Raw genomic sequence first — 15,866 nt, forward strand, 5'->3', positions numbered from 1 at the left:
CCGAGACGCAGGGAGAACTGATGGAAAGCCAAGCCGACCTCGCCGCCATTCCTCCGGTGCTCGCGTCCGGGCATGTCGTGGCAGGGCTGGGCGCTGCGCCGCGTGAGCTGCTGGCGACCTGCCTGGCCTTGTTCGACGACAGCACCCTGCAGCGTCGCATCAGCACCCTCGTCCAGCAGTGGAGCACCAGGAAGCATGAGGCCGCCGCGTCGGCCGATACGGCGACGATCGCTGCGGTGCAGGACAGCGTGTGGAGATGGCAGGCTTCGCCGCTGTCCAATGATGCTTTGCGCGTCGTGCTGTGGATGTACCTGCGCGACGCGTTCGGCCTGCCGGCCGCGACCTTCGCCTCCATGCGTTCAGCTGGCACCGCCGCAGATGACATCGTGGCGCGGGCTCTGCATCTGCTGCAGCCAGCGCCACGCGCGAAGCTCGCTCAGCAGTTGGGCTTGACGAAAGGCCGGAGCATGCCAGCGACGCTGGATGCTCTGGCGCGCAGGACGATGCAGGAGATGATGTCGTCCCTGGAGGCCGGCGACGCACGCTCGCGGCAGGCGTGCGACCGGTTTCTGGCCGACACCCGCGCCCGCCTGGCGGAGCTGCCACCGGAAGACCGGGCGCGGCTGATGCAGGCTGCAGGCGTCGATGACCTCAACGACGCTGCGCTACGAAGCGTCCTGCTCACGGGTGGCGGATTGGGAGTTTTCAGCGCAAGCGTCGGCCTCGCCGGGTTCTCGACCTACATCCTTGCCGCGCAAGCTTCGGCCCTGATCCCACTGGTCAGTGGGCCTGCACTGGTCTCGCTGGTGGCGGTGCTTTCGAATCCAATCACAGTCATCGCTGCAACCGTCGGGATGGGGTGGTGGGCCGCCCACTCGGTCAGTCACAAGGTACGTGGATCCATCGGCGTACGAGTGCTGTCACTGCTGGCGCTGAATGGGCTTGAAGGGGGCGCGGCTGGTGTACGCAACATGCTGGGGGCGTTCGCGGCTGTCGGCCGCCTTACCTGTGTGCGCAGCCTCCGTCCAGAAGCCCTCGCTGCGTACCAGGCGGATTGGGCTCGTATCGCTGGGAGCAGACGGAAGCCGGCCAAGGTGGACGCGTCGGTCCTAAAGCTGATGGAGAGCCGCGCGGGCGGCGCGGCGCGGGGCGACCCATTCGGCCAGCTGCTGGCGGGAGCACGCGAACTGCATGACCCGTTGGCGCTGTCGGCGCTCACGCTCGGCGACATCCTCTACAACGCGTACAGCCTGTCCCCCGGCGTGCTCGAGGCGGCGGACTTCTCCCGCGTCGAGGATCTCGAGGATCCGGTGGCATTCGCGGCGTTCGCGCATGGGATCGAGTCGATGAGCCCCGACGCCCGGCTCGGTGCCTTCAGCAGTCTGAAAGGCTATGTCGCGGAGCGGGTAGTGGCGGCCCGACTGGTCGAGCAGGGACACGTGGTCGAATTCCCCGGGACGGCCAACGAGGCGGGCTGGGATATCTCGGTGGACGGGGCGCTGTTCCAGATCAAGGACACGACGGACCTGTCCGGCCTGCAGCGCCATTTTGAACGGGGCTACGACTACCCCGTATTCGCCAATGGCGAACTCGCGTCTGAGCTTGCCTCGCGCGCCGGCGAAGCCCTCCCCGAGTGGGCCGACAGGGTCCACTTCGTCGAGGGCTACAGCAATGAGATCGTCGAACATCTCACCCGATCCTCCCTCGAAGCGGGCGCCGACATGCTGCATCCGGACGTGCCGCTGTTTGCGCTGCTGTTGAGCGGCGTCCGCAACCTCCAGCGCATGAACCGTGGAGAAGTCACCGGTAGCCAGGCGGTACAGGAATTTTTTCTGGACGGCGGAACCCGCGCCGGCCTCGCTGTCGCCGGGAATTACATGGGAGCGGGCATCGGCCTCGTCGTGTTCGGCCCGGCTGGGGCGTTGGTGCTTGGTGCAGTGGTGCCGATCGTCAGCCAACTGCAGTCCGGCCGAGTGAGGGGAATGCTGGACCAGTGGGCGCAGGATGCAAGCTACCGCGCCTGGGCCGCGGCGGCGTGCGGTGCCCTGTCGGAGTTGGTGTCCCGGGCAGGATATCTGCTCAGGCGGAAGATCGGCCTGGTGCGATCCCGTCGGCCGCTCGAGGCGCAGGCAGTTGTGGTGCAGTACCTTCAATGGCGGGTAGACGATGAGCTGTGCTTTTTGCGGGAGGCCCACTGTCGGCTGAAGAGCATCAGTGATGACACGGCTGAGCCGATCGAGCGCGTGGCTCAGCGCGTGCTTGTGTGGCTGAGCACGAGCACGCTGCACCCGTCGTCTTGCCAGCGCGAAGTCACGGCGCTCGGCACTATGTTTCGGCGCCGGCCTTCCACTGTCGACAGGGTTTCCGGCATCGCCGGCGAGACAGTGGAGGCGGCAAGCACAGGCATCAGGACCATCGTTCGCAGGTTCTCTGCCGGGATGGGTAGTAGCAGCGACAAGAAGAGAGGTTGATGGCCGCCATCAAGTTCGGGCTGCTTGGGTTGGCAAATTTGGAGGGCAGGCGCGGTTTACACAGCTAGGGATGCGGACATAGATGCAGCGGAAGAGTGGGAAATGGTGCTGGACGCCTCCGCCGATGCACGAGCCATCTCGATCCGCAGGAGTTCGCGATGCGGGTCGGCGACTGCTTCTGCTATCGCTCTCTGTGCCCCAATGACAGCGATGCGGATCCGTGGGTCTTCGACGACGATGGCGGGTATACGCAGGTGGAGTGAGCCGACGACCGGGCCGCGGATGCTGCACCCTTCGTCGAAGATGGAGGTGCAGGAAACATGTCTTGTACGGAACGGGAGACAGCTTGAAGCGGACCATCTCCGATGAAGTCTTTCAGGCATTGCGCCTCCGCGCAGTCGGCGATGAAAGTGCCGACGATGTGCTGCGCCGGATTCTCGGGCTGCCGCAGGCGGCGGCTTCTGCTGGCGGGCCACGCGGCTCCCTGGTGGGCGTCGATGGTGCGAAGAGCGGGTGGCTCGCCGTCTGGGCCACGGACACGCAGCTGGGGTTCGAGGTTCATGCCGACGTCGGGGCGCTTCGTGCCGCGCATGCCAATGCCGCGGTCATCGCCGTCGACGTACCCATCGGGCTGAGCGATGCCGGGCCGCGCACGGCAGATGTGCTTGCGCGGAAGTTCGTGGGTGGCGTGCGCGCATCGAGCATCTTCTCGTCCCCGGTCCGTGGCGTCCTCGGAGCCAGTTCGCAGGCGGAGGCATCGCGGCTGCATCGGGACATCGACACCCGGGGCTACGGCGCGCAGGCGTTCGCCATCCTCTCCAAGATCCGCGAGTGGGATGGCTGCCTTGCCGCGGACGCCGGTTTCGCAGCGCGCGTCCACGAAGTGCACCCGGAGGTCTGCTTCGCTGCATTGGCGGGAGGCAAGGGGCTGGTCGAGAGCAAGAAGACGCCGGAGGGCGCAGCGCGGCGGCGTGCGCTCCTGCACGCGGAATTCGGCGATGCGGCAGTTTCCGATCTTCTGGCGCGGGTGCCGCGCCGACTTGCTGCTCCGGACGACGTTCTCGACGCGCTGGCTGCGTTGTGGAGCGCGAGGCGGATTGCTGTCGGCCAGCATGAGAGCCTTCCGAACCCACCCGAGGTGGATTCGACGGGGCGCCGCAGAGCAATCCACTACTGATCGGTATCGCGGCCGTTGACGTGGCCGCTCAGGCGTAGCAGGCTCACCTCACGGAGCCTCGAAACTCCTCACACAGCGGTACCCACCTCCGTCAAACCGGTGGGTTTTTTGTGCCTGCATCCTTTGCAGACGCAACCGACGCGATGCCTGCGTCGGGAGGGCGGCTAATACAACACCCGCAAGGGGAATACGCCCGCCGGCTGTGTGCGGTTTCGAGCCTCCCGACTTCCCGTCCGCCGCGTCGCGGTGGGCGGCCACTTCGATGGAGTGAGGAGGCTGCGATGTCGACGTACGAGTTTGACGATCTGGGGATGCCCGGCTACTTCCTGCCGGAGGACAGCCAGCTGCGGCTGGCACAACTGCGCGACCACATCGGATTCCTGGCGGGGCTGGCACGGCCGCGCGTGCCGGATGGGCGCCCGGAGGGGGCGCCGGAGATCGGCACGGGCGAGCTGGCGTTCTGCCTGGAGCTGTTGGCGGAACAGGTGGGGCGCGTGCTGGACGAGGTGTCCTGGCCGGCGGTGCGGGGCGATGGGATGGGCGTTGCGGGCGATGCTGGCCCGGATGGACGCGAGGAGGCGGATGCTGCGCCTGCCGGGGGCTTCGGCTTCCGCGTGACCGTGGATCAGCTCGATGCGCTGGTGGAGCAGCTCCAGACGCTCAGCGCGCATGGGGATGTGCTGGCTGCCGGGGTCAATCGCCAGTTGGAGGGGGCGACGCTCGCTACGCTCGGCGAGGCGGTCCACGACGCGGCGCAGGCGGTGCGCGGCGTGCTGCGTGAGGTGGAGGGGCAGTGGCTTGGTGACACGCGCGGGTTCGATTCGCGGGTTGAAGAGGGGCGGGCGGAGTACCGGGTCTGGGTTGGGTGGCCGGGTGCGCCTGCTGAGCCTGCTGAGCCTGCTGAGCCGGGGCGGCTTGTGGCTGCTTAGGGGGTGGAGGCTGCCGCTGCGCGGCATCCCCCCATCCCAGCCTTCCCCCTCAAGGGGGGAAAGGGGCCAAAAGCGCGGCGTGGCTCTTGGCCCCCTCTCCCGCGCAGCGGGGGAGGGGTGGGGTGGGGGCGCGGCGCAGCCGCGGGCTTTTCGCGTGTTGGAGGCGCCGGGCGCTGCGCGCCTCACCCCCATCCCAACCTTCCCCCGCAGGCGGGGGAAGGGGCTAACAGCCGCAAGAGGGGTAGGGGCTGAAAGCGCGGCGTGGCTCTTGGCCCCCTCTCCCGCGCAGCGGGGGAGGGCCGGGGTGGGGGCGCGGCGGAGCCGCGGGCTTCTTGCTATTGGAGGCGTCCGGTGCGCTGCGCGCCTCACCCCCATCCCACCTTCCCCCGCAGGCGGGGGAAGGGACTAGAGCGGGGCGGCGTGTGGTGTCTACGGGTGGTATCCCGGTCAAGTCGTCCGCTGTTCGAGGACACAGGAATTGCGGGCTACGGAAGCCATGCAAGGTCAAGACATCCTGCTTCTGCTCAAGCTCGTTCGCCTCGAGCTCGACGAGCGCCGTGTGCAGCCCGCCCGAGCACCGCTCGGCATCCCCGACGACGTGGCTTGACCCCCTCCCTCGTGCAGCGGGGAGCGCAACGGGGCGGGACCGTTGACAAGTAACATAAATGCATCAAACTTGCATCGAATCGTCGTCAGTGCCTGTGCATGAACGCCATCCTCAACCACGACTACGCCACCCAGTTCCTGGAGGACCTGCGGGAGCCGGGGGCGGCGTACTTCTCGCCTTCCGCCTTCAGCAGCATCCTGCACATCAGCGCCCAGCGGCTGGCTGAGCTGGCGAAGGTGCATCGGACTACAACCACCCGCTCGCCCGACGCAGAGAAGCTGCAGGATTTCCTGCGCGGCGCCGCCACCATCCTGGCGATCGCGGTGGAGCTGAGCGGCGGCGACCGGCAGCGCGCCGTGTTCTGGTTCCGCAACGTTCCGCTGCTGGAACTGGACGGGCGGACGGCGGAGCAGCTCGTCGCCGACGGGGCGGCCGAGGGCGTGCGCGACTATCTGATCAACCTGTCGGCTGGCGCCACGGGATGATCGTCGCCACGGTCGGGCCGGAGGCGACCTATTACCGTGTGCTCACACCGAGCTGGGCGTTTCAGCCCAGGAGCGGCGCCGGCGCGGCGACAAAAGGCGGTCGCTTCAACCGCCCAGGCACGCATGCGGTGTACCTGTCGGCCGCGCCGGGAACCGCCATCGCCGAATACGGCCAGGCCGAGCGCTTGTTCTCGCCCGGCACGCTGGCCGGCTATCGGGTGACGCTTGCTCGCATCGTCGACTTCAGTGGCGGCTATTCACCACGCTGGGACGCGCTGTGGCGGGACTGGGACTGCGCGTGGAAGGACCTGTGGTTCCGTCAACGGATCGAGCCCCCGACTTGGGAGATGGCCGACCTCGTGCTGACGTCGGGTGCTGCCGGGCTGGCATTTCCATCGACGAAGCAGCCAAGCGGCGAAAACCTGGTGATCTATCCCGACGTACTGTCAGTCGGCGATGCATTCGAGGTGCACGATCCCGAAGGGCTGCTGCCGCGCGACCGGGCATCCTGGCACGACCAGGCGTAAGCGCGGCGATGCTGCGAGAGAGTGCATCGCCGGCCGGACTCGACACCGCTGCCCGCTATCCTCATCCTCCATCGCCGCAAGAATCTGCCTCATGCCTGCGCTGCGCTGTACCGCCCGCCTGCTCAAGGCCCTCAAGGCCACGCCGGTCGAGCCGACCGAGGTACCGGCAAGCCGCCTCGGCGACTGGACTGCGAACCTGATCCGGGTGTCGCGGATCCAGCTCGTCGTTGCCGCGAACGGGGCGACGCGGCTGCCGGTGGTCGTCGACGCGGCGCCCTACGCCACGCTGCTGCGGCGCCTGCCGAATGCGATCGGCCTGATGCTGGTCGAACTCGGCATCGCCCTGGAGGATGCGGCGGACGAGATAGCACATATGACTCCGCTGGTGCCGGCGGCGAGCGACTCGCGATCGGTCCTGGCGAACCTGAACCACTACGCCGAGGACATCGACGCGGCGCTGCGCTACGGCATCTGCAACTCGTCGCTGTCGCTGACCCGGCACATGGCCGAGGGCATCGTGCTCAAGCCCATGCATATCGGGAGTCCGGCCAACCGCGTGCGCGAGGCCTTCGGCCTGCCGCGGCTGGAGCCGGAGGACTGGGCCGAACTCAGGGACTGGTGGAGCCAGGGCGGCGCGCTGGCGGGCGACTACGTGTCGCGGCGCGGGACAGGCGCATCCCACTGACGCGTCACGTGCGCCATCGCCGCCCCGGCAGAAGGGGCCAACGGTGCGGCGGGCCGTTCTAGCTCCCTCTCCCGCGCAGGCGGGGAAAGGGGCTGAAAGCGCGGCGTTTGCTCTTGGCCCCCTCTCCCCCGCAGCGGGGGGAGGGCTGGGGTGGGGGCGCGGCGCAGCCGCCGGCTTCTCGCTGTTGAAGGCGTCGGTGCGCTGCGCGCCTCACCCCCATCCCAACCTTCCCCCGCAGGCGGGGGAAGGGGCCAACAGCCGCAAGAGGGGAAGGGGCTGAAAGCGCGGCGTTTGCTCTTGTCCCCCCTCTCCCGCGCAGCGGGGGAGGGCCGGGGTGGGGGCGCGGCGCAGCCGCGGGCTTTCCGCCTGTTGCGGGCGCCCGGTGCGCTGCGCGCCTCACCCCCATCCCAACCTTCCCCCGCAGGCGGGGGAAGGGGCCAACAGCCGCAGGCGGGGGACAGGGGGCGAAGCCTGTCCCCCGCGCCGAGGCAATCTGTGCCACACGTGTGCTACGATTCTGGCGAACCCATTCCGGGGGAGCCGCTCATGAGCACCACCACCATCCGCCTGTCCGACGAGCTCAAGGCCCGTGTCGCCCGGGCGGCGGAAGCGGCCGGCACCACCTCGCACAACTTCATCCTCGAAGCGATCGCCGAGAAGGCCTCGCAGGCCGAGCAGCGCGCCGTGTTCCATGCGGTGGCAGATCAACGCTACGAGCAGTTCCTGGAATCCGGCGAGGCCATCCCGTGGGAGGAGGCGCGCAGCTGGCTGAAGCAACGGCTTGCCGGGAAGCGCGTGAAACGGCCGTTGGGCAGGAAGCAGGCCGGCTGAGGTGGCGCGCGTCCGCCTTGCGCCGGGCGTGTTCGACGATCTGGACAGGATCGTCGAACACCTGCACCAGCACGACGTCGAGACGGCCGACGTCCGCGGGGCTCAGATCATCAGCGCCCTGGACGTACTCGCGGACAACCCCCTGATCGGTCGCCCGGCCGGCGACGACCGGCGCGAGCTGTTGATCGGCCGCGATGGTCCTGGCTACGTGGCGCTGTATCGCTATCTCTCGGTGCTAGACACGGTCCTGGTGCTGGCGATCCGCGCGCAACGAGAGGCTGGCTACGCCCACCCATGATCGAGATGGACCCTGCGCTGGCTGCCAGCATGCCTGGCACCTGCAGCGCCGGAACCCATGCGACGTGAAGGCTGCATCCCGCCACTCCTTGGGTCTCGATCCTGCGCCGCGCGAAGCCGCCGAAGCCGCGCTGCATGAAGGCGAGAGCCTCTGGGAGTTTGTGGAGCAGTCCCTACGGGTGCAGGTCGGGATCCGTCGGCAGCAGGGCACGTTCATCGCCGGCGGGCTTCGGGCGCACGACTGCCTACTTGCTCCTGGCCCCCTCTCCCGCGCAGCGGGGGAGGGCTGGGGTGGGGGCGCGGCGCAGCCGCGGGGCTGCTCGCTTGTTTGCGAGCGCTCGGCCGCGCTGCGCGCCTCACCCCCATCCCAACCTTCCCCCGCAGGCGGGGGAAGGGGGCCAACAGCCGTATGCGCTTTTGTGGGAGCGGCTTCAGCCGCGACCGGCGGTCGTGCGAGGTGGAAGGCTGGCGGGGCTGAAGCCCCTCCTACAGGAGGCCGCGCTGGCGCGCCTCACCCCCATCCCAACCTTCCCCCGCAGGCGGGGGAAGGGGGCCAACAACCGCATGCGCTGTTGTAGGAGCGGCTTCAGCCGCGACCGGCGGTCGTACGAGGTGGGAGGCTGTCGGGACTGAAGCCCCTCCCACAGCAGGCCGCGCTGCCTTCTCCCGCAGGCGAGGGAGGGGGCAACGGCCGCGAGCGGGAGGACGAGGCGAACGCGCGGCGGGTGGCGGTCAGGCCGCGGGTGCGGGGCAGAACAGCGGCGTCTCCGGCGGCCCCGCGCTGCGGCTGGGGTCAATGAAGGCGAGGCTGCCGTCGAAGCCGAGGGCGTAGAGGGTGCCGTCGTCGGGGGCGAAGGCCAGAGCGGCGATACCGTCGTGCTGGCCGTAGCTGGCGACGGTGCGGCCGGTGGCGACGTCGACGAGATGGATGCGCTGGCCCCACATGTGCGCCACGGCGACGTGGCGGCCGTCGGACGCCAGCGCCAGGCGGGTCGGCGGCAGGCCGCCGGGGGCGCAGGTGGGCACGCTGTGCAGCGTATCCAGGTCGGTGCCGGTGGCGTGCACGGCCAAGGCGGCGTGGTCCTGCAGCGCGACGCGCCTGCCGTCGTGGGCAAGCGCGAGGCCGCCCAGTTCTGCGTCGATCGCGGCGGCCTCGCGGCGTGCGCGGGTGCCGGTGTCGAAGGCGGCGATGGCATCGCCGAAGGCGTCGTAGACGAACAGGGCGCGCTCGTCCGGCGACAGCCACAGGCCGACCATGCGCCCGAAGGGCTGGCGCGAGGCGTCGCCGTCGCCGATGGCGATGGGCTCGCCCACCGCCTGCGCGGCGTCGACGTCGATCTCGCTCACGGTGTCGGCGACCGCGTTGACCACCCAGGCGCGGCGGCCGTCGGCGGTGATCGCCAGCGCGCGCGGGAAGCGTCCGACCGGCACCCGTGCGGTCACCGTGCCCTGCTCGAGGTCGAGCACCGAGACCGCGTCCTTCGTCATCGAGCTGGCGACCGCACGCCGGCCGTCGGCGGCGATGGCGATGTCGGATGCGCCCTGGCCGCGGCAGATGTTGTCCGGGCAGCCGTCGTCCGCGTCGGGGAAGCGGTCGCCCTCGATGCGCCCGACCACCGCCCGGGTGGCGGTGTCGACGACGACGATCGCGTTGCCCTCGGCGTCAGCGACGTACAGCCGCGCGCCGTCGGGCGCGAGCGTCATGCCTGCCGGTTGGACGTCGAGATCGATCTTCGCGCCGCGGCTGGCCTCCTCGGCGACGGTGGTGGGCGCGTCGAGCGCATTGCGGCCGCCGCCGGTGGCGCAGCCGGCGAGAATGGCCGCGAACACGCAGGCGAGCAGGGTCGGAGCGGAACGTCGCTGGGTCACAAAGTCTCCTTGGTCGAGCGAAGTCGTGGCGCCGCGTACGGCGTCAGGGATCCAGCGGCCAGGACAGCAGCAGCGGCGAGCGGCGCGTGTCCCAGCGCGGGTCGGCGTCGGGGCCGGGGTTGAGCGTGCCGGAGCCGACCACCCAGGCGCGGTCGCGGCCCAGCGCGAGGCCCATCAGGCTGACGCCGTCGGAGTCCTCGCGGCCGGGGCGGGCGAGGTCGAGCCACAGCGTCCAGCTGCGGCCGCCGTCGGCGCTGGCGTAGACCAGGCCGTCCTCGGTGATCAGCCAGCCTTCCTCCGCATCGCGCAGGCGCAGGCGGCTGACGCCGATCGCGGGCTCCCAGGCCATCGGGCGCGGCGGTTCGAGCTCGGCGGTGTGCCAGGTTGCGCCGCCATCGGTCGTGCACCAGACCTTGAAGCCGCCGCCGATGCAGCCGTGCTCGGCGTCGACGAAGTCCAGCCCCATCAGGTGGGTGTCGCCGGCGCCGATGTCGACCGCCTCCCACTGCGCGCCGCCGTCGCGCGTGCGCAGCACGGTGCCGCCGCTGCCGACCGTCCAGCCCTCGCGCGGCCCGGTGAATGCGACCTCCTGCAGGTTGACGTCGTCCATCGGCACCGGCAGCTCGACCGGCGCCCAGTCCATGCCGTCGTCGGTGGTGCGCAGCATGCGCTCGTAGCCGACCGCCACCGCGGTGGTGGCATCGGCGAAGGCGACGTCGAACAGCCCCGCCGACACGTGCAGCGCGTGGTAGTCGGGATCGTCGAGCCCGGCGAACACGCGGTTGAACGGCTCCCAGCTGCGGCCGCCGTCATGGGTATCGAAGATCGTGCCGCCGTTCTGGCTCACCGCATAGCCGCGGCCGTCGGGGCGCATCGCCAGGCCGAGGACCAGGTCGGCGAAGCCGGAATAGGAGGTCACCGTCCAGCTCCGCGCCTCGTCGTCGCTGCGCGCGAGCTTGAGGCCGCGCCCGCCCACGGCGACCACCTCGCCCGAGGGCAGCACCTCGACATCGCGGAACCAGCCCGCCACGTCGGTGAGGCCGGACGCGGTCACCGCGCGGCCGTCCTCGTGCAGGGTCATGTCGACGCGCTCGACGTGCTGGCGCTCGGGCTCGCTGGTGATCTCGTGCAGGTCGTGGCAGCGGCCGCCGAGGCGCTCCAGCTCCTGCCAGGGCAGGCAGCGCGGGTAGCGCTGGCCCTCGGCGACTTCGGAGAGTTGCTCCAGCCCGGGCGGCGCGGCGCACGCGGCGGGCGAGAGGACGAGACAGCACAGCAGGCAACGACGTACGACGGACAACGACAACGCGGGCACCCGGCAACGAAGGAGCCGGGCATGCTAGCAAGGCGGCGTGAGCGCACCGTCGGCCCCGTCCTGGCTCCCTCTCCCGCGCAGCGGGGGAGGGTTGGGGTGGGGGCGCGGCGCAGCCGAAGCTTTTCGCTCGTAACGGGCGCCCGGTGCGCTGCGCGCTTCACCCCCATCCCAACCTTCCCCCGCAGGCGGGGGAAGGGGCCAACAGCGCGGCGGGTGTGCTCCTGGCTCCCTCTCCCGCGCAGCGGGGGAGGGTTGGGGTGGGGGCGCGGCGCAGCCGCGGGCTTTTCGTGTGCCGGCGGCGGCGGGTGCGCTTCGCGCCTCCCCCCATCCCAGCCTTCCCCCGCAAGGGGGGGAAGGGGCTGAAAGCGGGGCGGCTGGGCTTGGCTCCCTCTCCCGCGCAGCGGGGGAGGGTTGGGGTGGGGGCGCGGCGCAGCCGCGGGCTTTTCGTGTGCCGGCGGCGGCGGGCGCGCTTCGCGCCTCCCCCCATCCCAGCCTTCCCCCGCAAGGGGGGAAGGGGCAGGAGCGATGCGCGCTGTTGTGGGAGCGGCTTCAGCCGCGACGGGCGGTGGTACGAGGTGGAGGGCCGTCGGGGCTGAAGCCTCTCCTACAGGAGGCCGCGCTGCGCGCCTCACCCCATCCCAACCTTCCCCCGCAGGCGGGGGAAGGGGGTCAACAGCCGCGGGGGGAAGGGGCCGAAGCTGCCCCGTCTCGTACCGCGAGAGGACGAATGGGCTCGAGGCTCCGGGTCACGCGACCGGGATGGTGCCGCCGTCGATGACGTATTCAGTGCCGGAGATGGCGGCGGCGCGTGGAGAGGCGAGGAAGGCGATCAGCGCGGCGACCTCCTGCGGCTTCGCGGGGCGGCCGAGCGGGATGCCGCCGAGCGCGTCCATGACGATGCGCTTGCCGCCTTCGTAGTCGGTACCGGCCTCGTCGGCGAGACGCTGGGCCAGGCGCACGGCGGCCTCGGTCTCGACCCAGCCCGGTGCCACGCGCACCACGCGCACGCCCCTGGGCGTGACCTCCCTGGAGAGGCTCTTGCTGTAGGTCGAGAGCGCCGCCTTGGCCGCCGCGTACGCGGTGGTCGATTCCGGCAGCGGCAGCCTGTGCTGGATCGAGGTGACGTGGATCACGACACCGCCGCCCTGCGCCAGCATGCCGGGCACCAGGGCGCGGTCGAGGCGCACGGCCGGCAGCAGGTTGAGCGCGAGCTCGGCCTGCCACTGCGCATCGTCCAGCGCGACGAATCCACCGCCCGGTGCGGACGAGCCGCCCAGCACATGGACGAGGATGTCGACGCCGCCCATGCGCCCGCGCACGGCCTCGGCGACGGCGCTGCAGCCCTCCGCCGTGGTCAGGTCGGCGGCGACGAACAGCTCCTCGGGCAGGTCCGCCGGCCGGCCGCGCGCCGTCGCGAGCACGCGTGCGCCGCCTGCCCGCAGCGCGGCGACGGTCGCCGCGCCGATGCCCTGCGTGCCTGCGGTCACCAGTGCGCGCAGGCCCTCCAGTCCGGGCTCCATGGCGTCACCCGATCGCCAGCGCGGCGATCCGACCGCCGCGCAGGGTGAAGACGTGGTCCAGCATGATCGGGCTGCCGGGGAAGGTGCCGGTGACCTGCGCGCGCACCGTCAAGCGGTCGGCGTCCTGCTGCACCTCGCGCGGCTCGGCGTGGAAGTCGTACCTGCGTCGTGCCGCGTGCCACCAGGCGAGGGCGGCGGCGGTGCCGTGATGCTCGCCACCTTCGTCGTGGATGCGCACGTCGTCGCTGAAGCAGGCGGCGAGGTCGCGGTCGTCGGTCGTGTCGTCGGCGGCGAAGTAGCGGGCGACGCAATCGGGGAGTTCGGATGACATCGGGAGATCCTCGGGTTGCCGGCCTGCGATGCTCGCGGCAGACTTACCCGCCGACAAGAACGCACCGAAAAGTAAGTGAACGAGCCGCCGCGCCCGAGCTACACCCCGGACACCGCCGCCAGCGGCGTCGAGCACGCCCTGCGCCTGTTGGAGGGGCGCTGGAAGCTGCTGATCCTGTTCCATCTCTTCGGCGGCCAGGTACAGCGGTATTCGGAGCTGTCGCGGCTCATCCCGGGCATCTCGGAGAAGATGCTCGCCCAGCAGCTGCGCCAGCTCGAGGCCGACGGCCTCGTGCACCGCACCGTCTATCCGCAGGTGCCGCCGAAGGTGGAATACCGCCTGACCGAGTGGGGCCAGGCGCTGTGCCCGGCGCTGGACGCGCTGCTCGGCTGGGCGGAGCAGCGGCCGTTGGCAGCCTGAGCCGAGCGGGAAAGCTCGCCACCCGCGGATGCGAAGCGGGCGTCTGCGCCGGCTCATTCCACCGCGATGCCGCGGCACCTGCAGGCGGCCGCTCATCCCGACTCCACCGGTGCGAAGCGCAGGCTCGCAGCGGACGACACCACGCCAACGAAAGGACCAGCACATGCAATCCAGACCCTTCGGCCGCATCGGCCGCTCCGTCGGCGAGATCGGTTTCGGCGCCTGGGCCATCGGCGACGCCTGGGGCCAGGTCGACGACGCCGATGCCATCGCCGCGCTGCACGCCGCGCTCGATGCCGGCGTCGACTTCATCGACACCGCCGACGTCTACGGCGACGGCCGCTCGGAGCGGCTGATCGCACGAGTGCTCAAGGAACGCGGCGGCGAGCGGCCCTTCGTGGCGACCAAGGCCGGACGCCGCCTGCCGCAGCAGACCGTCGCCGGCTACAGCGCGGAGAACCTCACCGCCTTCGTCGAGCGCAGCCTGCGCAACCTCGAGACCGACACGCTCGACCTGCTGCAGCTGCATTGCCCGCCGACCGATCTGTACTACCACCCGGAGGTCTTCGAGCGGGTGGAGCGCCTGGTCGAGCAGGGCAAGGTGCGGCACTACGGGGTCAGCGTCGAGCGCGTCGAGGAGGCGCTGAAGGCGGTCGAGTACCCGAACGTGGCCAGCGTGCAGCTCATCTTCAACGCCTTCCGCCCGCGCCCGGCCGAGCTGTTCTTCCGCCAGGCGCAGGCGAAGCGGGTGGCCGTCATCGCGCGGGTGCCGCTGGCGAGCGGGCTGCTGAGCGGCAAGTTCCGGCCCGACACCCGCTTCGAGGCCAGCGACCACCGCCAGTTCAACCGCAAGGGCGAGGCCTTCGACGTGGGCGAGACCTTCGCCGGCGTGCCGTACGAGGTCGGCCTGGCCGCGGTGGAGAAGATCCGCCCGCTGGTGCCCGACGGCGCCACCATGGCCCAGCTGGCGCTGCGCTGGATCCTCATGTTCGACGCGGTGAGCGTGGTCATTCCCGGCGCCCGCAACGCGCAGCAGGCCCAGGCCAATGCCGCCGCGGCCGCACTGCCGCCGCTGTCGGACGAGGTCATGCAGGCACTGGCCGGCATCTACGACGAGCACATCCGCCCGCACGTGCACCAGCGCTGGTGAGGTGCACGCAGCCCCGCCTTTCCGGGACGGGAGCGGTGGCGGTGCGGCATCCGTTCGCGGGGGATGAGGCCAGGCGCACCCAGCTCCCCTCCCCCCTTGCGGGAGAGGGCCGGGGAGAGGGGATGGCGGCGCAGCCGCCGCGTTGCTCGAAGCAGCGAAACGCCCGCGCTGCGCGCGTCCCCCCATCCCAGCCTTCCCCCGCAAGGGGGGGAAGGGGCCGGCTCCCTCTCCCCCTGCGGGAGAGGGCCGGGGAGAGGGGATGGCGGCGCAGCCGCCGCGTTGCTCGCAGCACCGAAACGCCGCGCTGCGCACATCCCCCCATCCCAGCCTTCCCGAAAGAGGGGGAAGAGACAGAAGCGAGCCAGGTCGTCCGCGTGGACCGGTCCGCCGGGACGTAGATCCTTCCTGCACGAAAGCAGCGTGCGAAGGCCCGGCGAGGCGGCAAGCTTCGCCGGGCGCGGGGTGTCGAAACCGCCGGCGTCTGTTCGACAACCACGCAGCACCTCCACGACCCGAGGCCATCCATGTCGCTCGTCCTCTACGGCCACCCCTTCTCCTCCTACTGCCAGAAGGTGGAGATCGCCCTGTACGAGAACGCACTGCCGTTCGAGCTGCGCATGCTCGGGCCCGAGCACCCGCGGCACACCGAGGAGTGGTCGGAGGCGTGGCCCCTGAAGAAGATGCCGGTGCTGGTGGACGCCGGCCGCGCGGTCGTGGAGAGCAGCATCATCATCGAGCACCTGCACCTGCATCACCGCGGGCCGGTGTCCCTGCTGCCGGCGGATCCGGCCGGGGCGCTGGAGGTGCGCTTCATGGACCGCTTCTTCGACCAGCACGTCATGACGCCGATGCAGGTCCCGGTGTTCGAGGCGCTGCGGCCGGACGGCCGCGTGGACGCGGCGCGGGAGGCCGCGCAGGCGCTCGAGATCGCCTACGCATGGCTGGAGCGGCGCCTGGCCGGACGCACCTGGGCCGCGGGAGACGCCTTCGGCATGGCCGACTGCGCAGCGGCGCCGTCGCTGTTCTACGCCGACTGGATCCATCGGATCGGCGCGCACTTCCCGACGCTGCGCGCGTACCGCACGCGACTCATCGCGCGCCCGTCCTTCGCCCGGGCGGTGGAGGAGGCGCGCCCCTACCGCAGCCTGTTCCCGCTGGGGGCGCCGGACCGGGACTGAGGGACGGGCGGCGGATGCATGCGGGGCGGCGCGGCCGCCGGTCTCGCTGCGACGAGAATGAGTCGTCCCCGGCGCGG

At 70.8% G+C, this 15,866-nt stretch carries 15 protein-coding genes; 11 read left to right on the top strand and 4 right to left on the bottom strand.

Features of this window, described 5'->3' with window-relative positions:
* Positions 1 to 20 precede the first annotated feature (20 nt).
* From KB893_RS01030 to KB893_RS01065, 8 genes are all read left to right on the top strand, one after another.
* Positions 21 to 2,471 (top strand): hypothetical protein, encoded by a 2,451-nt coding sequence (locus KB893_RS01030; RefSeq protein ID WP_211927451.1) that lies wholly within the window; start codon positions 21 to 23, stop codon positions 2,469 to 2,471.
* 346 nt (positions 2,472 to 2,817) lie between these two features.
* Positions 2,818 to 3,648: a DUF429 domain-containing protein gene (locus tag KB893_RS01035; protein WP_338026826.1), complete on the top strand. Its 831-nt coding sequence runs from the start codon at positions 2,818 to 2,820 to the stop codon at positions 3,646 to 3,648.
* Between the two features lie 281 nt (positions 3,649 to 3,929).
* Complete coding sequence (locus KB893_RS01040) at positions 3,930 to 4,577, top strand: XAC0095 family protein (RefSeq protein ID WP_211927450.1); 648 nt, start codon at positions 3,930 to 3,932, stop codon at positions 4,575 to 4,577.
* 705 nt (positions 4,578 to 5,282) lie between these two features.
* On the top strand, positions 5,283 to 5,669 hold the full coding sequence (locus KB893_RS01045) for a DUF2384 domain-containing protein (RefSeq protein ID WP_211927326.1): 387 nt from the start codon (positions 5,283 to 5,285) through the stop codon (positions 5,667 to 5,669).
* Positions 5,666 to 6,196, top strand: coding sequence for an RES family NAD+ phosphorylase (locus KB893_RS01050; protein ID WP_211927325.1), 531 nt, complete (start codon positions 5,666 to 5,668; stop codon positions 6,194 to 6,196). The genes KB893_RS01045 and KB893_RS01050 overlap by 4 nt, the downstream gene beginning before the upstream one ends.
* A 91-nt stretch (positions 6,197 to 6,287) precedes the next feature.
* Entirely contained in the window at positions 6,288 to 6,881 is a 594-nt protein-coding gene (locus KB893_RS01055) for a DUF6933 domain-containing protein (protein ID WP_211927324.1), read from the top strand.
* A gap of 546 nt (positions 6,882 to 7,427) precedes the next feature.
* Positions 7,428 to 7,712: a type II toxin -antitoxin system TacA 1-like antitoxin gene (locus KB893_RS01060; protein ID WP_211927323.1), complete on the top strand. Its 285-nt coding sequence runs from the start codon at positions 7,428 to 7,430 to the stop codon at positions 7,710 to 7,712.
* A gap of 1 nt (position 7,713) precedes the next feature.
* Positions 7,714 to 8,010: a type II toxin-antitoxin system RelE/ParE family toxin gene (locus KB893_RS01065; protein ID WP_211927322.1), complete on the top strand. Its 297-nt coding sequence runs from the start codon at positions 7,714 to 7,716 to the stop codon at positions 8,008 to 8,010.
* Between the two features lie 731 nt (positions 8,011 to 8,741).
* Here the strand turns inward: KB893_RS01065 and KB893_RS01070 are convergent.
* The 4 genes from KB893_RS01070 to KB893_RS01085 form a co-directional block, all read right to left on the bottom strand.
* The gene (locus KB893_RS01070) at positions 8,742 to 9,878 is read right to left on the bottom strand and encodes a YncE family protein (protein WP_211927321.1); all 1,137 of its coding nucleotides are present in this window, start codon (positions 9,876 to 9,878) and stop codon (positions 8,742 to 8,744) included.
* A gap of 43 nt (positions 9,879 to 9,921) precedes the next feature.
* Positions 9,922 to 11,175 (bottom strand): YCF48-related protein, encoded by a 1,254-nt coding sequence (locus tag KB893_RS01075; protein ID WP_211927320.1) that lies wholly within the window; start codon positions 11,173 to 11,175, stop codon positions 9,922 to 9,924.
* 761 nt (positions 11,176 to 11,936) lie between these two features.
* Complete coding sequence (locus KB893_RS01080; RefSeq protein ID WP_211927319.1) at positions 11,937 to 12,710, bottom strand: SDR family oxidoreductase; 774 nt, start codon at positions 12,708 to 12,710, stop codon at positions 11,937 to 11,939.
* A gap of 4 nt (positions 12,711 to 12,714) precedes the next feature.
* A complete protein-coding gene (locus KB893_RS01085; RefSeq protein WP_211927318.1) occupies positions 12,715 to 13,041 on the bottom strand; it encodes a nuclear transport factor 2 family protein in 327 nt (108 codons plus the stop codon).
* 75 nt (positions 13,042 to 13,116) lie between these two features.
* On the opposite strand from KB893_RS01085, the gene KB893_RS01090 reads away from it, so the two are divergent.
* The 3 genes from KB893_RS01090 (at position 13,117) to KB893_RS01100 (ending at position 15,789) form a co-directional block, all read left to right on the top strand.
* Positions 13,117 to 13,461 (top strand): winged helix-turn-helix transcriptional regulator, encoded by a 345-nt coding sequence (locus KB893_RS01090; RefSeq protein ID WP_211927317.1) that lies wholly within the window; start codon positions 13,117 to 13,119, stop codon positions 13,459 to 13,461.
* A gap of 163 nt (positions 13,462 to 13,624) precedes the next feature.
* A complete protein-coding gene (locus KB893_RS01095) occupies positions 13,625 to 14,611 on the top strand; it encodes an aldo/keto reductase (protein WP_211927316.1) in 987 nt (328 codons plus the stop codon).
* Between the two features lie 524 nt (positions 14,612 to 15,135).
* Positions 15,136 to 15,789 (top strand): glutathione S-transferase family protein, encoded by a 654-nt coding sequence (locus KB893_RS01100; protein WP_211925900.1) that lies wholly within the window; start codon positions 15,136 to 15,138, stop codon positions 15,787 to 15,789.
* Positions 15,790 to 15,866 lie beyond the last annotated feature (77 nt).

This window comes from Coralloluteibacterium stylophorae, from assembly GCF_018122625.2.
Taxonomy (GTDB): domain Bacteria; phylum Pseudomonadota; class Gammaproteobacteria; order Xanthomonadales; family Xanthomonadaceae; genus Coralloluteibacterium; species Coralloluteibacterium stylophorae.